The 19,537-nt window shown below is 67.1% G+C and carries 17 protein-coding genes; 6 read left to right on the forward strand and 11 right to left on the reverse strand.

Annotated elements, in window-relative coordinates; translation table 11 throughout:
- Positions 1-621: a PilN domain-containing protein gene (locus tag VPA02S_RS07165; RefSeq protein WP_012746290.1), complete on the reverse strand. Its 621-nt coding sequence runs from the start codon at positions 619-621 to the stop codon at positions 1-3.
- Entirely contained in the window at positions 618-1,697 is a 1,080-nt protein-coding gene (locus VPA02S_RS07170) for a pilus assembly protein PilM (protein ID WP_012746289.1), read from the reverse strand. Before VPA02S_RS07170 ends, VPA02S_RS07165 begins: the two co-directional genes overlap by 4 nt.
- A 238-nt stretch (positions 1,698-1,935) precedes the next feature.
- On the opposite strand from VPA02S_RS07170, the gene VPA02S_RS07175 reads away from it, so the two are divergent.
- The gene (locus tag VPA02S_RS07175) at positions 1,936-4,344 is read left to right on the forward strand and encodes a penicillin-binding protein 1A (RefSeq protein WP_026284348.1); all 2,409 of its coding nucleotides are present in this window, start codon (positions 1,936-1,938) and stop codon (positions 4,342-4,344) included.
- Positions 4,345-4,363: 19 nt separating this feature from the next.
- Here VPA02S_RS07175 and cyaY read toward each other — a convergent pair whose 3' ends face one another.
- Entirely contained in the window at positions 4,364-4,696 is a 333-nt protein-coding gene (cyaY, locus tag VPA02S_RS07180) for an iron donor protein CyaY (RefSeq protein WP_012746287.1), read from the reverse strand.
- 63 nt (positions 4,697-4,759) lie between these two features.
- On the opposite strand from cyaY, the gene lptM reads away from it, so the two are divergent.
- Positions 4,760-4,981, forward strand: a complete 222-nt coding sequence (gene lptM, locus VPA02S_RS07185) for an LPS translocon maturation chaperone LptM (protein WP_155736560.1) — start codon at positions 4,760-4,762, stop codon at positions 4,979-4,981.
- The gene (gene lysA, locus VPA02S_RS07190) at positions 4,978-6,261 is read left to right on the forward strand and encodes a diaminopimelate decarboxylase (protein WP_062363065.1); all 1,284 of its coding nucleotides are present in this window, start codon (positions 4,978-4,980) and stop codon (positions 6,259-6,261) included. The genes lptM and lysA overlap by 4 nt, the downstream gene beginning before the upstream one ends.
- 30 nt (positions 6,262-6,291) lie before the next feature.
- Here the strand turns inward: lysA and msrQ are convergent, their stop codons facing one another.
- The 5 genes from msrQ to VPA02S_RS07215 all read right to left on the reverse strand — a co-directional run bounded on the left by msrQ (position 6,292) and on the right by VPA02S_RS07215 (position 12,381).
- Complete coding sequence (gene msrQ / locus VPA02S_RS07195; RefSeq protein WP_018907494.1) at positions 6,292-6,960, reverse strand: protein-methionine-sulfoxide reductase heme-binding subunit MsrQ; 669 nt, start codon at positions 6,958-6,960, stop codon at positions 6,292-6,294.
- Between the two features lie 28 nt (positions 6,961-6,988).
- Positions 6,989-7,999, reverse strand: a complete 1,011-nt coding sequence (gene msrP / locus VPA02S_RS07200) for a protein-methionine-sulfoxide reductase catalytic subunit MsrP (RefSeq protein ID WP_018907493.1) — start codon at positions 7,997-7,999, stop codon at positions 6,989-6,991.
- Between the two features lie 115 nt (positions 8,000-8,114).
- A complete protein-coding gene (gene ccsB, locus VPA02S_RS07205; RefSeq protein WP_018907492.1) occupies positions 8,115-9,431 on the reverse strand; it encodes a c-type cytochrome biogenesis protein CcsB in 1,317 nt (438 codons plus the stop codon).
- Complete coding sequence (locus VPA02S_RS07210) at positions 9,428-11,596, reverse strand: cytochrome c biogenesis protein ResB (protein ID WP_062363067.1); 2,169 nt, start codon at positions 11,594-11,596, stop codon at positions 9,428-9,430. Before VPA02S_RS07210 ends, ccsB begins: the two co-directional genes overlap by 4 nt.
- A gap of 116 nt (positions 11,597-11,712) precedes the next feature.
- Complete coding sequence (locus tag VPA02S_RS07215; protein ID WP_012746280.1) at positions 11,713-12,381, reverse strand: c-type cytochrome; 669 nt, start codon at positions 12,379-12,381, stop codon at positions 11,713-11,715.
- A gap of 70 nt (positions 12,382-12,451) precedes the next feature.
- Between VPA02S_RS07215 and yihA the strand changes: the two genes are divergently transcribed.
- Entirely contained in the window at positions 12,452-13,186 is a 735-nt protein-coding gene (yihA, locus tag VPA02S_RS07220; RefSeq protein WP_027730058.1) for a ribosome biogenesis GTP-binding protein YihA/YsxC, read from the forward strand.
- A gap of 78 nt (positions 13,187-13,264) precedes the next feature.
- A complete protein-coding gene (locus VPA02S_RS07225) occupies positions 13,265-14,176 on the forward strand; it encodes an alpha/beta fold hydrolase (RefSeq protein WP_027730057.1) in 912 nt (303 codons plus the stop codon).
- Between the two features lie 21 nt (positions 14,177-14,197).
- Here the strand turns inward: VPA02S_RS07225 and VPA02S_RS07230 are convergent, their stop codons facing one another.
- Positions 14,198-15,082 (reverse strand): LpxL/LpxP family acyltransferase, encoded by an 885-nt coding sequence (locus VPA02S_RS07230; protein WP_028254300.1) that lies wholly within the window; start codon positions 15,080-15,082, stop codon positions 14,198-14,200.
- Positions 15,079-15,975 carry a lysophospholipid acyltransferase family protein gene (locus VPA02S_RS07235; protein WP_012746276.1) on the reverse strand — a complete coding sequence of 299 codons (897 nt, stop codon included), beginning with the start codon at positions 15,973-15,975 and terminating at the stop codon, positions 15,079-15,081. The genes VPA02S_RS07230 and VPA02S_RS07235 overlap by 4 nt, the downstream gene beginning before the upstream one ends.
- A gap of 216 nt (positions 15,976-16,191) precedes the next feature.
- Here VPA02S_RS07235 and metK point away from each other — a divergent pair, with 216 nt between their 5' ends.
- On the forward strand, positions 16,192-17,373 hold the full coding sequence (metK, locus tag VPA02S_RS07240) for a methionine adenosyltransferase (protein WP_012746275.1): 1,182 nt from the start codon (positions 16,192-16,194) through the stop codon (positions 17,371-17,373).
- A gap of 29 nt (positions 17,374-17,402) precedes the next feature.
- Here the strand turns inward: metK and VPA02S_RS07245 are convergent, their stop codons facing one another.
- Complete coding sequence (locus VPA02S_RS07245) at positions 17,403-19,532, reverse strand: TonB-dependent receptor domain-containing protein (protein ID WP_028254299.1); 2,130 nt, start codon at positions 19,530-19,532, stop codon at positions 17,403-17,405.
- Between the last annotated feature and the right edge of the window lie 5 nt (positions 19,533-19,537).

The raw sequence follows: 19,537 nt of genomic DNA on the forward strand, positions 1-19,537 counted from the left end.
CTACCCCTTGGCTGGCGCCGCTGCGGCCAGGGCCTTGTCGGCCGCGGCCTTTTGCGCGTCGGTCGGCCGCTTGAGGCCGATGCGCATGGTGAAGTTCGCCACGCGGCGCTGGTCGCGCTGACTCAGGCTCACCGTTGCGGAAGTGATTTCGACCAGCTCGGGCTTGACCAGCCACGGGCTGTTGTTGCCCAGGTTGCGCAGCAGCTCCGAGACGCGCTCGTTCGACTGCGCCATGCCCTGCAGCGTGACGGTCTGGTTGTCCTGCTTCATGCTGGTCAGGTAGACGCCGTCGGGCAGCTGGCGAACCAGTTCGTTGAGCAGGTGCACCGGCAGGTTGCGGTCGCCCTGGAGGTCTTCGACCGCCTGCTGGCGCGCGCGCAGCGCGGCAATTTCTTCCTGCAGGGTCGAGATTTCCTTGATCTCGACTTCGAGCTTGGTGATCTCGGTCTTGAGGAAATTGTTCTTGGCCTGCTGGGCCGAGATCTGCGCCTCGAACCAGAGATAGCCCAGGCCGGCGATCAGCACGCCCAGCACGGCGGCCGCGCCCAGGGTGCCGTAGAACGCTTCGCGGCGCCGCTTGCGTGCGGCTTCGCGGTGCGGAAGCAGGTTGATGAGGATCACTGCACGAACCTCCGCATGGCCAGGCCGCAAGAGGTCAGGTAGGAGGGCGCTTCGCGCCGGACCTTCTTCTCGCGGATGTTCGGGCCCAGTTCCATGCCGTCGAACGGGTTCACGAGCGAACAGGCGAACGAGGTCTGGCGCGTCACGGCGCTGGTCAGGCTGGGCAGCGAGGCCGAGCCGCCGGCAAGCAGCACGTAGTCCACGCGGTTGTGGGGCGTGCTGGTGAAGAAGAACTGCAGCGCACGGGCAATTTCCTGCGCGATGCTTTCCACGAAGGGCTTCAGGACGCCCGAGCCGTAGTCGTCGGGCAGGTCGCCGCTGCGCTTCTTGGCTTCGGCCTCTTCGGCCGAGAAACCGTACTGGCGCACGATCAGCTGGGTCAGCTGCGCGCCGCCGAAGGCCTGGTCGCGGTCATACAGCACTTCCTGGTTGCGCAGCACCTGCATGCTGGTGGTGAAGGCACCCACTTCGAAAAGCGCCACCACGGCATCGAGGCCCTTGCCGGGCAACTGTTCGATCAGGCGGGCGGTCGCGAGTCGGGAGGCGTAGGACTCGACGTCGAGGATCACCGCCTTCAGCCCGGCCGCTTCGGCCAGGCCTTCGCGGTCCTGCACCTTTTCCTTGCGGGACGCGGCAATCAGCACCTCGACGTCGCCGGCAGAGGCGGTGCTCTGCCCGGTCACGCAGAAATCGAGGCTGACCTCGTCGAGCGAGAACGGGATGTACTGGTTGGCTTCGGACTCGACCTGGATTTCGAGCTCCTGCTCGCTCATGCCGCCCGGAAGAATGATCTTCTTGGTGATGACTGCCGAGGGAGGCAGCGCCAGCGCGACGTTGCGCGTGCGGGTGCCGCTCTTGCGCACGACCCGGCGGACGGCTTCGGCCACTTCGTCGAACTTCTCGACGTTGCCGTCGGTGATCCAGCCCCGTTCCAGGGGTTCGATCGCGCAGCGCTCGAGAACCAGCTTGCCACTGGCTTCACGGCCGAGCTCGACCAGCTTCACGCTGGAAGAGCTGACATCCAGGCCGAGCATGGGGGCGTTCTGACGGCGAAACAATGATCCGAAAGCAGCCAAGTTAGGTCCCTTTACCCCTGCATTTGTAACCAATGGAAAAATTTGCGTTCGGTTGCATGCTAGCAGCAGACGTAGCGGCGGCCAAACAACCCGCGCCGGCAAAATGGCGGACCGTTGTCAAAAGCTGACGCTGAAGCCACATTTAGTAACTTTTGGTTTAGCCCGCAACGATGCACACAAGTTCGGCCCGTGGCAAGGGGGCGGCTTTTTATAATGTGCGGTGACTCCCCGGGCCCACATGCAAGAAACTTCACGCCCCAAAGGGCCAGCCAAGACCCCTCCTTCCACACGACCAGCCTGGCTGAAATGGCTGCTGCGCTTCATGGTCTGGGGGTTCGGCATCGCCGCGGCCGGTGTTCTGGCGCTGCTGTGCGTGATCGCCGTCGCCCTGGCTGTGGCCTACCCCAACCTTCCCGACATCTCCGAGCTGTCGGACTACCGGCCGAAACTGCCGCTGCGGGTCTTTTCCGCGGAGGGCATCCTGATTGGCGAATTCGGCGAGGAGCGGCGCAATCTAACCCCGATCGCGGCAATCCCCAAGCTCGTGAAGGAGGCGGTGTTGGCTGCCGAAGACACCCGCTTCTACGACCACGGCGGCGTCGACTACAAGGGCATGGTGCGCGCCGGCCTGGCCAACATGAACCGCGTGAAGAGCCAGGGCGCCTCGACCATCACCATGCAGGTGGCGCGCAACGTCTACCTGAGCTCCGAGAAAACGCTGACCCGCAAGATCTACGAGGTGCTGCTCACCTTCAAGCTGGAGCACCTGCTCACCAAGGACCAGATCTTCGAGATCTACCTGAACCAGATCTACCTGGGCAACCGCGCCTACGGCTTCGCGGCCGCGTCGGAAGCGTATTTCGGCAAGCCGCTGCAGGAGCTCTCCATTGCGCAGGCGGCCATGCTGGCGGGCCTGCCGAAGGCGCCGGGCGCGAACAACCCTGTCAACAATCCGCAGCGCGCGCGCGGCCGCCAGTTCTATGTGATCGACCGCATGCAGGACGCAGGCTTCATCACCGCCGAGCAGGCCGCCGAAGCCAAGAAAGAGGAACTGCACCTGCGCGATGCGGCCGACCCGAACCGCCTGCACGCCGAATACGTGGCCGAAACCGTGCGCCAGCTGATGTATGCGCAGTACGGCGACAGCACCTACACGCGCGGACTCAAGGTCTACACCTCGCTGGTCGCCGCCGACCAGGCTGCGGCATACAAGGCCCTGCGCAAGGGCATCATGGACTACGAGCGGCGCCAGATCTACCGCGGCCCCGAGAAATTCGTCGAGCTGCCCAACGACCCGAAGGAACTCGACGACGCGGTCGACGACGCGCTGACCGACCATCCCGACAACGGCGACGTGATGGCGGCCGTGGTGCTCAAGGCCAACGCCAAGGAAATCTCGGCCGTGCGCGGCAACGGCGACCCGGTGCAGATCACGGGCGAGGGCCTCAAGCCCGCGCAGTCCGGCCTTGCCGACAAGGCGCCGCCCAACATCAAGATCCGGCGCGGCGCGGTGATCCGCGTGGTGAAGACGCCCAAGAACACCTGGGAAATCACCCAGCTGCCCGAAGTGGAAGGCGCCTTCGTCGCCATGGACCCGCGCGATGGCGCCATCAAGGCGCTGGTGGGCGGATTCGACTTCGGCAAGAACAAGTTCAACCACGTGACGCAGGCCTGGCGCCAGCCGGGCTCGAGCTTCAAGCCCTTCATCTACTCGGCCGCGCTCGAGAAGGGCTTCACGCCGGCCACGGTCATCAATGACGGACCCCTGTTCTTCGATGCCGGCACCACCGGCGGGCAGCCCTGGGAGCCCAAGAACTACGGCGGGGGCTACGACGGCCCGATGTCGATGCGCACCGCGCTCATGAAGTCGAAGAACCTGGTCTCGATCCGCATCCTGCAATCGATCGGCACGCGCTACGCCCAGGAATGGATCACCAATTTCGGCTTCGACAAGGACAAGCATCCGGCCTACCTGCCGATGGCGCTGGGCGCCGGCGCGGTCACGCCGATGCAGATGGCCACCGCCTACTCGGTGTTCGCCAATGGCGGCTACCGCGTCAATCCCTACCTGGTGACCCGCATCACCGACCACAAGGACAAGGTGCTGGTCGACAAGCAGCCGCCGCTGCTCAACGAGACGATCCGCGCCATTCCCCAGCGCAACGCGTTCATCATGGACACGCTGCTGCAATCGGTGGCGCGCGCCGGCACCGCGGCCAAGGCCCAGGCCATGCTCAAGCGGCCCGACCTCTACGGCAAGACCGGCACCACCAACGATTCGCTCGACGCCTGGTTCGCCGGCTTCCAGCCCACGATGACCGCCATCTCCTGGATCGGCTACGACACGCCGCGCAACCTGGGCGACCGCGAAACCGGCGGCGGCCTGAGCCTGCCGATCTGGATCAACTACATGGAAACGGCGATCAAGGGCGTGCCCGTGACCGATCTTTCCGCCACGCCGCCGTCGGGCGTCGTGAGTGTGGGCGGCGAGTGGTACTACGACGACTACGCGCCGGGCCGCGGTGTGCCCAGCCTCGGCGTGGACACCGCTTCATCCCCGCCGGCCGAGTCCCTGAGCGGCGTTCCGGTGAGCCCGCCCCCGCCGCCCGAGGAGCGCAACCGCATCCTCGACCTTTTCAGGAACTGAAGAAGACGCCGCTGACGGCTCAGGCGGCCGCAAACTCCAGCGGCTGCCCGGCCTGAAGGCTCGCCTCACGCGAAAGATTTCCGAAGAATTCCTCGCCCGTCTTGGTGTCGACCCAGGCCTTGCCGTCGTAGCGGTAGTGATAGCCGCCAGAGCGCGCGGCAAGCCAGATCTCCTGCAGGGGCTTCTGCAGGTTCACGATCAGCTGGCTGCCGTTCTTGAATGAAATCGTGATCATGCCGCCCACGCGCTGGTTGTCGATGTCGGCGTCGGTTGCGTCGTTGATGCGGTCGCAGCCCTGCTCGATGGCGGCGAGCGCGGCTTCGGCGCGGTCCATGTATTCGGAGTCGGTCATTACAATTTCGTTATGTTGAATGTTCGTCAAATTCTAGTGAGCGCCCCCGCCCGCGCTGTGCTCATGGTCAGTCTTGCCGTGGCGGCGGCCGGTTTGTCTGCTTGCGGCCAGCGCGGACCGCTGTTCCTGCCGACCGATCCGGCGGCGGCGCAGCGCGCCACCCTGCCTCAGCTGCTGACCCCCGGCGGCCCGCGCCCCGCCTCCGAAACCGAGGCCGCGCCCAAGCCCGCTGCGGCCAGCAGCGCCCCGGCTCCGGCCACCCCCAGCACCGGAACCCAAAAGTGACGAACGCTTCCCTGCCCCTCCCGGGCCACCCCCACATCGCGCACCGCGACGGCGCGCTCCACGTCGAAGGCCTCGGCCTGGAAGCGCTGGCGCGCGAGCATGGCACGCCGCTGTTCGTCTATTCGAAGCAATGGATGCTCGACGCGCTGGCCGCCTACCAGCGCGGCTTCGAGGGCCGCAGCGCCCTGATCTGCTATGCGATGAAGGCGAATTCGTCGCTCGGCGTGCTGCGCGTGTTCGCCGAAGCCGGCTGCGGCTTCGACATCGTCTCGGGCGGAGAGCTGGCGCGCGTGCTGGCGGTGGGCGCCGACCCGGCCAAGATCATCTTCTCGGGCGTGGGCAAGACCCGCGCCGAAATGCGGCAGGCGCTGGCCGCCGGCATCGCCTGCTTCAACGTCGAGAGCGAAGCCGAGCTCGACGTGCTCAACGAAGTGGCACTGGCCGAAGGGCGCCGCGCACCCATCAGCATCCGCATCAACCCGAACGTCGATCCGAAGACGCATCCCTACATTTCCACCGGCCTCAAGGGCAACAAGTTCGGCATCGCCCACGACCGCGCGGTCGAGGCCTACCGCCATGCCGCGAAGCTGCCGGGGCTCGAGGTGGTGGGTATCGACTGCCACATCGGCTCGCAGATCACCGAGGCCTCGCCCTACCTGGACGCCTGCGACCGGGTGCTCGACCTGGTCGAGGCCATCGAGGCGGCCGGCGTGCCCATTCACCACCTCGACTTCGGCGGCGGCCTGGGCATCGACTACAACGGCGAAGTGCCGCCCAAGGCCGATGCGCTGTGGCAGCAGCTGCTCGCGCGGCTCGATGCGCGCGGCTTCGGCCAGCGCAAGCTCGTCATCGAGCCCGGCCGTTCGCTGGTCGGCAATGCGGGCGTGTGCCTGACCGAGGTGCTCTACACCAAGCCGGGCGAAGACAAGAATTTCTGCATCGTCGATGCGGCCATGAACGACCTGCCCCGCCCCGCGATGTACCAGGCGTTCCAGAAGATCGTGCCGCTGCGCATCCGCGCCGGCGATGCGCCCACCTACGACGTGGTCGGCCCGGTTTGCGAAAGCGGCGACTGGATCGGCCGCGACCGCGCGCTCAACGTGGTGTCCGGCGACCTGCTGGCGGTGCTGTCCGCCGGTGCGTACTGCATGAGCATGGCCAGCAACTACAACACGCGCGGCCGTGCCGCCGAAGTGCTGGTGAGCGGCCGGAGCGCCACGCTGATCCGCCGCCGCGAGACGATGGAAGACCAGCTGCGCAGCGAGCGGATCGAGGGCTGATCCGCGCGCGACCGGCGTGGTTCGCGCCGGTCAGCCGGTGCTGCTGCGCAGTGCCTTCTCGCTGCCGCTGCCGCCACGCACGCCGGCCGACGGCTTCGGCCTGCGCTTGCTCGCGTAGTTCCACACGCGCCATCCGAGCAGCACCGCGATGATCGCGGCATAGACGAACACTTCGGCAAAGTTGTTCTTGCCCGCACGCATCCAGAAGAAGTGCAGCAGGCCCAGGCCGGCGATCAGGTAGACCAGCTTGTGCAGCATCTGCCAGCGCCTGGCGCCCATGGCCTTGATGGCGCGGTTGAACGAGGTGGCCGCCAGCGGCGTCAGCAGCACGAAGGCCGAGAAACCCACCAGGATGAACGGCCGCTTGGCAATGTCCTTGGCGATGTCGGCCCACTCGAAGCCCATGTCGAACCAGCTGTAGCACAGCAGGTGCAGCACCACATAGAAATACGCGAACAGCCCCAGCATGCGGCGAAAGCGCGCCAGCGCATTGGCCTTGGCCATCACGCGCAGCGGCGTCACCGCCAGCACGATGCAGATGAAGCGCAGGGTCCAGTCGCCGGTGGCGCGGATCAGGAACTCGGCCGGATTCGCGCCCAGCCCGTCGGTGAATGCGCCATAGGCCAGCCGCGCGAACGGCAGCAGGCACAGCAGGAAGATGACCGGCTTGGCCGCCGGATGCATGAGCAGCTTGTTCATGGGGCAAGGGCCGCGTGGCGGTGCCGGCTCAGTAGTTCTTCTTCAGGTCCATGCCCGCATAGAGCTGGCCGACCTGGGCTTCGTAGCCGTTGAAGATCAGCGTCTTGGTGCGCTTGGCGAAGAGTCCGCCGCCGTCGCCGATGCGGCGCTCGGTGGCCTGGCTCCAGCGCGGATGGTCGACGTTCGGATTGACGTTCGAATAGAAGCCGTATTCCTGCGCCGCCGCCTTGTTCCAGGCCGTGCCCGGCTCCTTCTCGACGAAGCGGATCTTGACGATCGACTTGGCCGACTTGAAGCCGTACTTCCACGGCACCACGATGCGCACCGGCGCGCCGTTCTGGTTGGGCAGCACCTCGCCGTACATGCCGAAAGCCAGCAGGGTGAGCGGATGCATGGCCTCGTCCATGCGCAGGCCTTCGGTGTAGGGCCAGTCGAGCACGCGCGAGCCCACGAAGGGCATGGTCTTGGGATCGGCCAGGGTCACGAATTCGACGTACTTCGCATTGCCCTGCGGCTCGACCTTCTTGATGAGCTCCGCCAGCGAGTAGCCCACCCAGGGAATGACCATCGACCACCCCTCGACGCAGCGCAGGCGGTAGATGCGCTCTTCCTGCGCACTGAGCTTGAGCAGGTCTTCGATGCCGTACTTGCCGGGCTTCTTGACCAGGCCCTCGACCTCCACGGTCCAGGGGCGGGTCTTCAGGGTGCCGGCGTTCTTGACCGGGTCGCCCTTGTCGGTGCCGAACTCGTAGAAGTTGTTGTAGCTCGTCGCGTCCTTGTACTCGGTGAGCTTTTCCATCGTTTGCGCGCCCGGCACGGCGGACTTGGCACCCGGCAGCAGCGCCAGCTTGTGCGGTCCCGTGGCTTGCGCGAAGGCCTCGCGCCCCGCAAAGCTCGCGAGCGCGGCACCGGCTGCGCCGCCGGCCATCAGCTTGAGCAGGTCTCGCCGGCCCTCGTAGACGGCGCGCGGCGTGATCTCGCTCGAAAGCGGGTGGATGAAGCCGCTGCTGCGACCCTGCGGACGGAAATGGAACGACATGTGACGGCCTTTCGCGTGAATCGTTGTGCTCAGGGTAGTTCGTGCAATTCCCTGGTCCGGTTACGCGCAATCGCTGCGCGTGGCTTCAATTCTTCGCGAAAAGCCGCAACCCTGCCTACAGCGTGCCGTAGCTGTGCAGTCCGCTCAGGAACATGTTCACGCCAAGAAAGGCGAAGGTGGTCACCGCGAGGCCGCCCAGCGCCCACCAGGCGGCCACGGTGCCGCGCAGGCCCTTGACCAGCCGCATGTGCAGCCAGGCCGCGTAGTTGAGCCAGACGATCAGGGCCCAGGTTTCCTTCGGGTCCCAGCTCCAGTAGCCGCCCCAGGCGTCGGCCGCCCACAGCGCGCCGAGCACGGTGGCAATGGTGAAGAAGGCAAAGCCGACCGTGATCGACTTGTACATCACGTCGTCGAGCACCTCGTTGGCCGGCAGCCGAGCGGCAATGCGCCGGCGGCCGAGCAGAATGCCCGCGGCAATCAGCGCGGAGATGCCCGCATAGATCACCCAGTAGCTGCCGCCGGCCTCCTGCACGCGCTGGCGGAAGGCCACCGGCACGAAGCACAGCGCCACGCCCAGCAGCCAGATCGGCGTGAGCTTGTACCAGCGCGTTTCCTCGGCCTGCTCCTTGATGAGATAGGCGAAGGCCACCATGGCCGCGAGCGAGAAGGTGCCATAGCCGATGAAGTTGGCCGGCACGTGCAGCTTCATCCACCAGCTCTGCAGCGCGGGCACCAGCGGCTGGATCTCGTGCGCATTGCGCACCAGCGTGTACCAGAGCAAAAAGCCGACCGCCGCGCTCACCACCAGCATCACGAAGGCGCCGAGCGTGCGCGTGCCGTAGCGCGATTCGAAGTAGAGATAGAAGGCCGTCGTGAGCCAGCAAAAGAGCACGAACACTTCGTACAGGTTGCTGACGGGAATGTGGCCGATGTCCGGCCCGAGCAGATGGCTCTCGTACCAGCGCACCATGGTGCCGATGAGCGCCATGGCAATGGCGGCCCAGGCCAGCCGCGAGCCGATCAGGTCGAAGGTGTCGCCCTGCTTGCCGCCGAAGAAACCGAGCCAGTAGAACAGCGTGCTCATGAAGAACAGCACGCTCATCCAGAGGATGGCCGACTGGCTCGACAGGAAGTACTTGAGCCAGAACACCGTGTCCGCGCGCGCCAGGTCGCCCTGGTAGGAACTGATGGCCAGCAGCGAGGCCGCGGCCACCACGATGGCCAGCACCCGCAGCGGGCGCCAGAACCAGCCGATCGCAATGACCGAGATCATCGCCGCGCCGAGGATGGGCTTCTCGTAGGAATCCATCGAGCCCGCGTACCGGGCGAACGCAAAAAGGCCGCCTGCCAGCACCAGCGCCGCAAACACCCAGTCGAAAAAGTTGCGCCGCGAAAACCAGCTTTCGTGCAGCGTGAGGGTGGTGGTGTTCATGGTGACGCCGGTCCTTCTTTCTTCAAGGCAAGCAGCTTGTGCTTGAGGTGCTCGAACTCGCGATCGCTGTCGATGGTCTTGCGGTTGACCGAGAAGGCCATCGTGGCGGCCGTGGTGTTGTCTCCGGAGCCCGCGCCATCGGGGGTGAGCCACACCCAGAGCCGGCGCTCGCGCACGTACAGCATGGCAAAAATCCCGATGATCAGCAACAGGCAGCCCAGATAGACCACGTTCTTGCCGGGCGCGCGCGCCACCTGGAACACGCTGGCCTGTACCTGGGTGAAGTCGGTCATCATCATGGCGACCGGCGCCGGATAGAAGTACGCGTCGCTGATCGCCAGCACCGCCTGGGTGAGAAAGGCCTGCGACTTCTCGTCGCTTGGCAGTGCCGCGAGCCCCGCGCTCTCGCGGCTCAGATTGAGCACCTCGAACAGCACGTCGTTGAGGATGCGCACCAGCACCGCGCCGGCACGTTCGCGCTCGGCTTCGGGCACGTTGGCTTCCATGAATTCGGCAATCGCCTGCCAGCCGCCCAGCGTGGCGGCATCGGCCTTGGCGCGCTCGCTGCCGGCAAACAGGGCGAGCGCACGCGCCGCCGAAACGCGCAGCTGCTCGGCCATCTCGGGCCGCTTGGGATCGACGGCCTTGGCGATGTAGCGCTCCACCGCGCGGTTGCGGGTGTCGGCATCGGCCAGCGCGGTGCGCATGCGCACGAAGCTGTCCATGGAGCCTTGCTCGTCGGCCGGCACGCGCAGGTAGCGGAACGGCTCCTCGGGTTTTTCGCGCATGCCGAGCAGGAACACCGGCTGGCCGTCGCCGGTATCGACCGGCACCATGTAGTTCTGGTACTCGCGCGCCTGTCCCGCGGCATCGCGCAGCTTGTAGCCGATGCTCGGGCCGATGTTGCGCAGCACCTTCGGCTTGCTGGTCTTGTTGGCGGCGCCCAGGCGCGATTCGATGTCGTGCCGCAGGTCGACCTTGCGCACGTCGGCGCCGCTGCCCATGGCGCCGCCGTCGGCAAAGTTCTCGACGTTGATGACGCGCAGCGCGGCGTATTCGAGCGTGAGCTTCTCGCGGCCGTTGGTAATTTCAGTGCTGGGCCCGCCGATCACGCCCTCGACATCGAAGGGCTTGGCCGCAGCCGCCACCGGCACCGCCTTGAGCTTCACCTTGGAGCCGCCGTCGTCGAAGCTCGACTGGTAGATTTCCACGCCCTTGTAGCTGGCCGGATGGTTGACCTCGATGCGCGCGGGCACCTGCTCGCCGGTCTCGCGGTCGTGCAGCACCACCTCGCTTGCGAACAGCTTGGGCATGCCGGTCGAGTAGTAGTCGACGATGAATTTCTTGAGCTCGATCGAGAACGGCAGCTCCTGCAGCAGCACGCCGTCGGACTGCTGCAGGATGGCCACGCTGCCCTGCGCGCCCTCGGGCACCAGGATGTTGCCGCGGAAGGTCGGGTTGCGCGGCGACAGCCGGTGCTGCGCCGGCACGTCGGCAATCATGCCGCCGCCGGTGAACACGCTCTTGCCGTTGAACCAGGTCTGGGCCCGCACCACCAGGTCGCCGTCGAGCAGGCCGCCGATGCACACCAGAACGATCGCGCTGTGGGCGGCGATGTAGCCCAGCTTGTGGGCGCCGCCCGCGCGTGCGGCCACCATCCAGCCGGCTTCGGCATGGCCGCCCGCGGCTTCGCGCTGCTGGAGCTTGACCTTCCATCCGCCGCTCACCAGCAGCTGGCCGATGCGGTTGGCCGCCGCGGCGGGCGCCTCGTCGAGCCGGCTCTCGGCGCGCTGGCCGAAGGCCTTCAGGCTCTGCGCACGGATGCCTTCCTTGAAGGTCTTGAGGTCGATGAAGATGCGCGGCGTATTGCGCGCGATGCACAGCGTCGTGCTGATCACCAGGAACAGCAGGATCAGCAGGAACCACCAGGCGCTGTAGACCGAGTCGAGCCTGGCCGCGCGGAACAGCTCGGCCCAGAACGGCCCGAACTGGTTGACGTAGTTGTTGATCGACTCGTGCTGCTTGAGCACCGTGCCGATGATCGATGCGATGCAGATGACGGTGAGCAGCGCAATCGCGAAGCGCATCGACGAAAACAGTTCCACCGCAGCGCGTAGCACTTGCGGGCCGCGATGAACGCGAAGGCCGTGGGTGGAGACAGACATCGGTCGATGGGAGAAAAGGAACAGGGAAAAAGCAAAGGGCGGGCCATCCAGCTGGATCGGCCCGCCCTCTGTTTGGGTTTTTTATCGGCGGTTAGTTCACGCTGAAGCGCGTGGTGTCAGCGCAGGCCGGCGATGTAATCTGCAACAGCCTTGATTTCGCGGTCGTTGAGCTTTGCGGCCACGCCGGTCATGGGAGCGCTGTTCTGGCGCACGTTGTCCCGGAAAGCAACAAGCTGTGCCACCGTGTAGTCGGCATGCTGGCCGCCCAGGCGCGGGTACTGCGCGGGCATGCCGGCGCCGTTGGGGCTGTGGCAGCCGGCGCAGGCCGGGATCTGGCGATCGGCAATGCCGCCGCGGTAGATCTTCTCGCCCAGCGCGACCAGGTCCTTCTCCTTGGAGAAGCCGGTCTTGATCTTCTTGGAGCCCACGAACCAGGCGATGTTGCGCATGTCCTCGTCGGACAGCTTCGCGGCCATGGGCTGCATGATCGGGCTCTTGCGCTTGCCGGACTTGAAGTCCTGCAGCTGCTTGAGGATGTATTCGGGGTGCTGCTGCGCCAGCTTGGGGTTGGCCGCAATGGCCGAGTTGCCGTCCGCGTTGTGGCAGGAAGCACAGGCCTGGGCGGCGGAATTGAACACCGCGTCGCCCTTGGCGGGATCGGGCTTGGCCGGCTTGGCCGCGACGGGTCCGTCAGCTGGCGCGGCGGCGTGCTCGTCGGCCGCAAGGCTAGCGCTGGCTGCGACGCCCATGAGGGCTGCAAGCAGAAAATTGGCAAACAACTTCATATCGGGGGCTCGATTTATTGGCGCAAAACCCCGCGATTCTACAATGGCAGCCCGTTCCGAAAGCTCATTGATGATCACCCCGTCGCGCAAGCACGCCGCTCCCCCTTCCCGCGCGACCCCTGCCGTGGACCCCCTTGTCGCCGAGCGCGAGCGCATCGCGCTCGGCTGGCTGCACACGGCGCACTTCCTCACCAGCGCCCCGCAGCTGGAGCATCTGCCCCCGCTCGACCTGCCCGAAATCGCCTTCGTCGGCCGCTCGAACGCGGGCAAATCGACCGCAATCAACACGCTCACGCAGCAGACGCGCCTGGCCTTCGCTTCCAAGACGCCGGGCCGTACGCAGCACATCAACCTGTTCGGCGTCGGCAAGCAGAAGGCCGACGACGCCGTGCTGGCCGACCTGCCCGGCTACGGCTATGCGGCGGTTCCCAAGGAAGCCAAGCTGCGCTGGCAGCGCGTCATGGGCAACTACCTGATGACGCGCGAGAACCTGCGCGGCGTGGTGCTGATGTGCGACCCGCGCCACGGCATGACCGAGCTCGACGAGATCCTGCTCGACGTGATCCGTCCGCGCGTGGAGCAGGGGCTCAAGTTCCTCGTGCTGCTGACCAAGGCCGACAAGCTCACGCGCAGCGAGGGCGCCAAGGTGCTGTCCATTACGCGACTGCAGGCCGGCGGCGGCGAGGTCAAACTGTTCTCCGCCCTCAAGAAACAGGGCGTGGGCGAAGCCGCCGAGCTGCTGTGGCGCTGGGCGCATCCGCCCGGAGAAGAAAAGCCGGAGGCGGCCGCGCCGCAAGACACCTAGGCGAAAACCGGCGCGGGCCGTTTCATCTGCGTGATCCACTATGAAAACAATAGCAACGGAAGTTGAAGGAGACAAAGCATGATCGAGACGTTCCAGCGCAGCCTGCCCAACGGAACCACGCTGAGCTGCCGCGCAACCGGCACGCCCGGGCGCCCCTTGATGGTGTTCCTTCATGGTTTTCCCGAAGCCGCGTTCATCTGGGACGAACTGCTCGAGCACTTCGCCCAGCCTGAACACGGCGGCTACCGCTGCATCGCGCCCAACCTGCGCGGCTTCGAGAAGTCGAGCGCACCCACCGAGGTGGCCGCATACAAGGCCCATCTGCTGATCCAGGACATCCAGCAGCTGGCGGCCACCGAGAGCGCGGACGGCACCATGGCCGCCTTGGTCGCGCACGACTGGGGCGGCGCTTTCGGCTGGGGCTATGCCAATGCCTTTCCGCAGCAGGTCGGCAAGCTGGTCATCATCAATTCGCCGCACCCCGGCACCTTCACGCGCGAGCTGCGCCACAACCCGGCGCAACAGCAGGCCAGCGCCTACATGAACTTTCTCGCCAGGCCCGATGCCGAGGCCCTGCTCTCGGCCGACGACTTCAAGCGCATGTGGCCCTTCTTCACCTTGATGAAGGCCGGATCCGACGGCTTCGGCTGGCTGACCGAGGACGTGAAGCAGCGCTACCGCGAGGTGTGGAACGCCGGCCTCACGGGCGCCTGCAACCTGTATCGCGTCACGCCGATGAAGCCGCCGCTGCCGGGCCAACCCATCGACGGCATTCCGGTGCTGCCGCGCGAGCGGCTCACCATCGACGTGCCGACCTTCGTCTTCTGGGCACTCGACGACGCCGCGCTGCTGCCGGGCCTGCTCGAAGGCCTGGAGGACTACGTGCCGAAGCTCGAGGTGAAGAAGGTGCCCAACGCCACCCACTGGATCGTGCACGAGCAGCCGCAGCTGGTCGCGCGCGAGATCGAGGCCTTCCTGCAGCGCAGTTGAAGCGCCGCCGCCGGGTAGCCATCAATAGATCGGCGGCGCGCCTTCGGGCCGCGTCTTGAAGCGGCGGTGCACCCAGTAGTACTGCGAAGGCATCGTGTCGATGTAGCCCTGCAGACGCTGGTTCATGAGCGCCGTGTCGGCCTCGACGTCGTCGGTCGGGAAGTTCTGCCAGGCCGGCCGCACTTCGATCTCGTAGCCACCCGGCGTGAGCTTCGCGACCACCGGCACCACCTTCGCCTTGCCCAGCCGCGCAAAGCGCGAGAGCGAGGGCACCGTGGCCGCCTGCACGCCGTAGAACGGCACGAAGATCGTCTGGTCGCGGCCGAAGTCCATGTCGGGCAGCAGGTACAGGAGGCCGCCCTTGCGCAGGCCCGCGAGCACCGGCTTGATGCCGTCGACGCGGTTGAGCGCCGCCACGTTGCCGAAGCGCGTGCGGCCTTCGCGGATCCATGCGTCGACCATCGGATCGCGCTGGGTCGTGTAGATGGTGGCCGAGGGCCTTGCCGTGTGCATGGTCAGCGCCGTGGCTGCGGCATCGAGGCCGTAGAAATGCGGCGCGAACAGGATCATCGGCTCGTCGCCATCGGCAATCTCGCGGATCTCCGCCGCCGCGCCCACCACCTTGAGCCGGCTGGCCACCACCTTTTCGGGTGCATGCCAGAGCCAGCTGCGGTCGAGCCAGGACTGCGCCACGTACACGAAGGTCTCGCGCGCGATGCGGCGGCGCTCGGCTTCGGATTTGCCGGGAAAGCACACCGCCAGGTTGGTGTCGACCACGCGCCGCCGCGGCAAGGCGATGGTGTGCAGCACGCGGCCGAGCAGCGCGCCGAAACCGCGCACCAGCGGCAGCGGCAGCGGCGCGATCGCGCGCATGAAAGCGATGCCGAGCCGGGAACCGAGACTCATCGTGCCTGCTCCCCGGGCTGGGCCGCCACCGCGGTTTCGCCGCGCGGCTCCTTGTAGCGCGCGTAGTCCCACACGTACTGCCCCGGCAGGCTGTGGATCAGGCGCCCGATGGCGTCGTTCATGGCGGCCGCCGCGGCCTCGATGGGCGCGGCCGGATCGGTGAGCGGCGTGCCCACGATCGGCTCGAAGCGGATCACGTAGCCCGCGCCGCGCGGCAGCCTTTCGCACACGCTCAGGAAACAGGCGGCGCCGGTCTGCTGCGCGAGCCGCGGCAGCAGCGTCATGGTGTAGGCCGGCCGGCCGAGGAAGGGCGCCCACACGCCCTGCCCGAGCGGCGGCACCTGGTCGGGCAGGATGCCGGTGTAGCCGCCGCTGCGCAGCGTGCGGATGAGGCCGCGCACGCCGGTGTTGTTGGTGGGCAGCGTCTGCAGGCCGGGCCGGTCGCGCGAGCCGGCGGCGATGAGCTCGGCCATCCATTTCTTGCGCGCGGGGCGGAACAGCGCGGTGATCGGCCCGAAGGTCTCGAGAAAGCGCTCGCCGATCGCCTGGCCGCACATCTCCCAGCTGCCCAGGTGCGGCGCCACCAGGATCACGCCCTTCTTCTCCCGCATGGCGGCCTCGAAGGCCTCCACGCCTTCCCAGCGCACCACGCGCCGCAGCACGCTCTCGCCCTGCGGGCGCAGCCACAGCCAGGGCAGCTCGGCAGCCATCTGGCCGGCGGCCGCGATGGCGGGGCGGTACTGCCCGGGGGTGAATCCGGCACTCTCGGCATTGGCCTTGAAGCGGCGGCGGTAGTCCGGCGCGCAATACCAGACGATCCAGCCCAAGAGCGCGCCGAGCCGATGCATCACGGGCATCGGTACGCGGGCAAGCAGGCGGAACAGGGTGACCATGAGCAACAGGGAGTGAAAACCAGGACGCGCGCGCACGATTTGGCGCGGCTCGAATAGAATGCAAATTGTCGCCGAGTTACGGAACAACTTGCAGGGCGACAAACACAAGCGCAGAAGCGATTGTGCCCCGCCGATTCATCGGCATCTGCTAAAGCGTTCGCCAGGGCTCCGCAGAGTTGGCAACGCGCCAAATCACTTCAAGGAGCTTTGAACAAAATGGCGAACGACTTCCTCTTCACCTCCGAATCGGTTTCCGAAGGCCACCCCGACAAGGTCGCCGACCAGATCTCGGACGCCATCCTGGACGCGATCTTCGAGCAGGACCCGCGCAGCCGCGTGGCCGCCGAGACGCTGACCAACACCGGCCTGGTGGTGCTCGCGGGCGAAATCACGACCAACGCGCACGTCGACTACATCCAGGTGGCGCGCGACACCATCAAGCGCATCGGCTACGACAACACCGACTACGGCATCGACTACAAGGGCTGCGCCGTGATGGTCTGCTACGACAAGCAGTCCAACGACATCGCCCAGGGCGTGGACCACGCGAGCGACGACCACCTGAACACCGGCGCCGGCGACCAGGGCCTGATGTTCGGCTACGCCTGCGACGAGACGCCCGAGCTCATGCCCGCACCCATCTACTACGCGCACCGCCTCGTGGAGCGCCAGGCCCAGTTGCGCAAGGACGGCCGCCTGCCCTTCCTGCGGCCCGACGCCAAGAGCCAGGTGACCATGCGCTATGTCGACGGCAAGCCCCACAGCATCGACACCGTGGTGCTCTCCACGCAGCACCACCCCGACCAGAGCGAAACGCCCACCAAGATGAAGGCCTCGTTCAATGAAGCCATCATCGAGGAGATCATCAAGCCCGTGCTGCCGAAGGAATGGCTCAAGGACACGCGCTACCTGATCAACCCGACCGGGCGCTTCGTCATCGGCGGCCCGCAGGGCGACTGCGGCCTCACGGGCCGCAAGATCATCGTCGACACCTACGGCGGCGCCTGCCCGCACGGCGGCGGCGCGTTCTCGGGCAAGGACCCGTCCAAGGTCGACCGCTCGGCCGCCTACGCTGCGCGCTATGTGGCCAAGAACATCGTGGCCGCCGGCCTCGCGCGCCAGTGCCAGATCCAGGTGGCCTACGCCATCGGCGTGGCCCAGCCGATGAACATCACGGTCTACACCGAAGGCACCGGCGTGATCCCCGACGCCAAGATCGCCGAGCTCGTGCGCGAGTTCTTCGACCTGCGTCCCAAGGGCATCATCCAGATGCTCGACCTGCTGCGCCCGATCTACCAGAAGACCGCCGCCTACGGCCACTTCGGCCGCGAAGAACCCGAGTTCACCTGGGAAGCGACCACGCAGGCGGCTGCGCTGCGCGCCGCGGCCGGCCTGTAAAAACCCTTGCGGACGGCGGCGCCTGGGCCTCAGAAGCGGTAGGCGCCGCTCAGGCCCACCGTCCAGTTGCGGCCCGGCGCGGGCTCGTAGTAGCGCGCATTGCCCTCGTTGACGATCAGCGAGCCCACGTAGCGGCGGTCGAACAGGTTGTCGACGCGCGCAAAGGCGTTGAACTCCCAGCGCTCCCATTTCTTCAGGTAGCCGGCGTACAGCGCGGCGACGGCATAACCCGGCGCGCTGGCGGTGTTGGCGTCGTTGGCCTGCATGCGCCCGAGCGCGCGCATCTCGACGCCGGCGCGCCAGCCTTCGGGCGGCACCCAGCCCAGCGATGCGAAGAGCGACTGCCGCGCAATGCCCGGAATGCGGTTGCCCGCCGCCACCGTGTTGGATGCCGCGCAGGGCGACGGCGAGCAGAAGGCATCGCGGTAGCGCGCGTCGAGCCAGGTGTAGGCCAGCTGGGTGCGCCAGTGGCTGGCCGTCTCGTGCTGCCAGGCCAGCTCGAAGCCGTTGCGCCGCGTGCGGCCCGCATTCTGGAACGTGGCGCGGCCGCCGGTGTTGGTGTCGGTCACGATCTCGTCGCGGGTGCGGGTCTGGAACAGCGCCGCCGTCAGCAGCCCTCCGCCCAGCCTCGCCTTCGCACCCAGTTCGACGCTGTCGTTGACCGAGGGCCGCAGCGCGAAGTTGAGCCCGCTGGCACCGCCTGCGCGGTACGACAGCTCGTTGAGCGTCGGCGTCTCGAAGCCCCGGCCGATCGAGCCGTACAGCGCGAGATCGGGCGTGGCCTGGTAGCGCAGCGAAGCCACGGGCAGCGTCTTGCTGTAGCGCGCGCTGCCGCTGTCGTCGCGGTTGGCGCCCACGATGTAGCGGTCCTGCGAATCGAAGTGCACGCTGCTGCGGCGCACGCCGGCCTCGAGCGTCCATTGCTCCGCAAGGCGCCAGGTGGCCTGCGCGTAGGGGTCGAGGTTCCAGACCTCGTTGCGCTCGCTGCGCCGCAGGCGCCCCTGCACGCCCAGCACGGGTGCGGCCACGCGGCCGAGGTAGTTCTCGTAGCCGCGGCGCTGTTCGCGCAGGCTGTCGTAGCCCAGCCCCGCCACCAGTTCGAGCGGCCGGTCGGCCAGTTGCAGCGCGGCGGTCCAGCGCAGGTCGGCTCCGCCGTACTGGCGCTTGAGGTCGATCACGCCGCCCGCATGCAGCGGGTTCTGCTGCGCCGACGGCGGGATCGACTGGTACTGCACGGTCTTGCGCTCGCCGCCGTAGACCATGAGCCGCAGCGACTGCGCGGCATCGATGCGCCGCTCATAGAGCAGGCCGGCCTGGGTCTGCTCCACGGTCTTGCGGGTGTCGTACTGCGTGGCGAGCGGTGCGCTGCGCGGCGCGAGCGCGTACTGGTCGGCCGTGAGGCCCAGCGGATCCTGCGCGCTGATGCGCACGCTGTTGAGCACCAGCGTGAGCTTGTCGCCGTTGTCCAGCGCGATGCCGAGCTTGCCGTTCGCAATGTCGCGCCGTGCCGCGCTGTGTTCGCGCCAGCCGTCGGTCCGGAAGCGGCTGGCGTTCAGCAGGTAGTCGACCGCGCCCTGCGATCCGCTGGCCTGGAGCGACTGGCGCCAGGTGCCGAAGCTGCCTCCGGCCGCCGAGTACGAAAGCCGCGGCGCGCCCTCGCCCGACGCGGTGAAGGCCTGCAGCACGCCGCCCGACGAATTGCCGTAGAGCGCCGAGAAGGGCCCGCGCAATATCTCGATGCGGTCGAGCGAGCCGATGTCGATGTTGGAAGTCTGGCCCTGGCCATCGGGCAGCGTCGCGGGAATGCCGTCGACATACAGCCGCACGCCGCGCACGCCGAAGGTGGAACGCGCGCCGAAGCCACGGATCGACAGCTGCAGGTCCTGCGCGTAGTTCAGGCGGTTCTGCACCTGCAGGCCCGGAACGCTGCCCAGGCTTTCGGAAAGATTGACCTGCAGCCGGCTGTCGCGCATCTCGGCGCCGTCGACCCGGTCCACCGAGCCCGGCACGTTGAACGGAGCGACCTCGCCGCGCGGCGTGGAGACGGTGACTTCGGGCAGGCTGCCGCGGTCGGCCTGCTGCGCCGCTGCGGCGAGCGGAGCTCCCAGCAGGAGCAGGCGGACGGCGGCAGTGGCGGCAGCGGAAAGTGCAGGCTTCATTGCGC

The organism is Variovorax paradoxus NBRC 15149 (assembly GCF_001591365.1).
GTDB classification, from domain to species: domain Bacteria; phylum Pseudomonadota; class Gammaproteobacteria; order Burkholderiales; family Burkholderiaceae_C; genus Variovorax; species Variovorax paradoxus.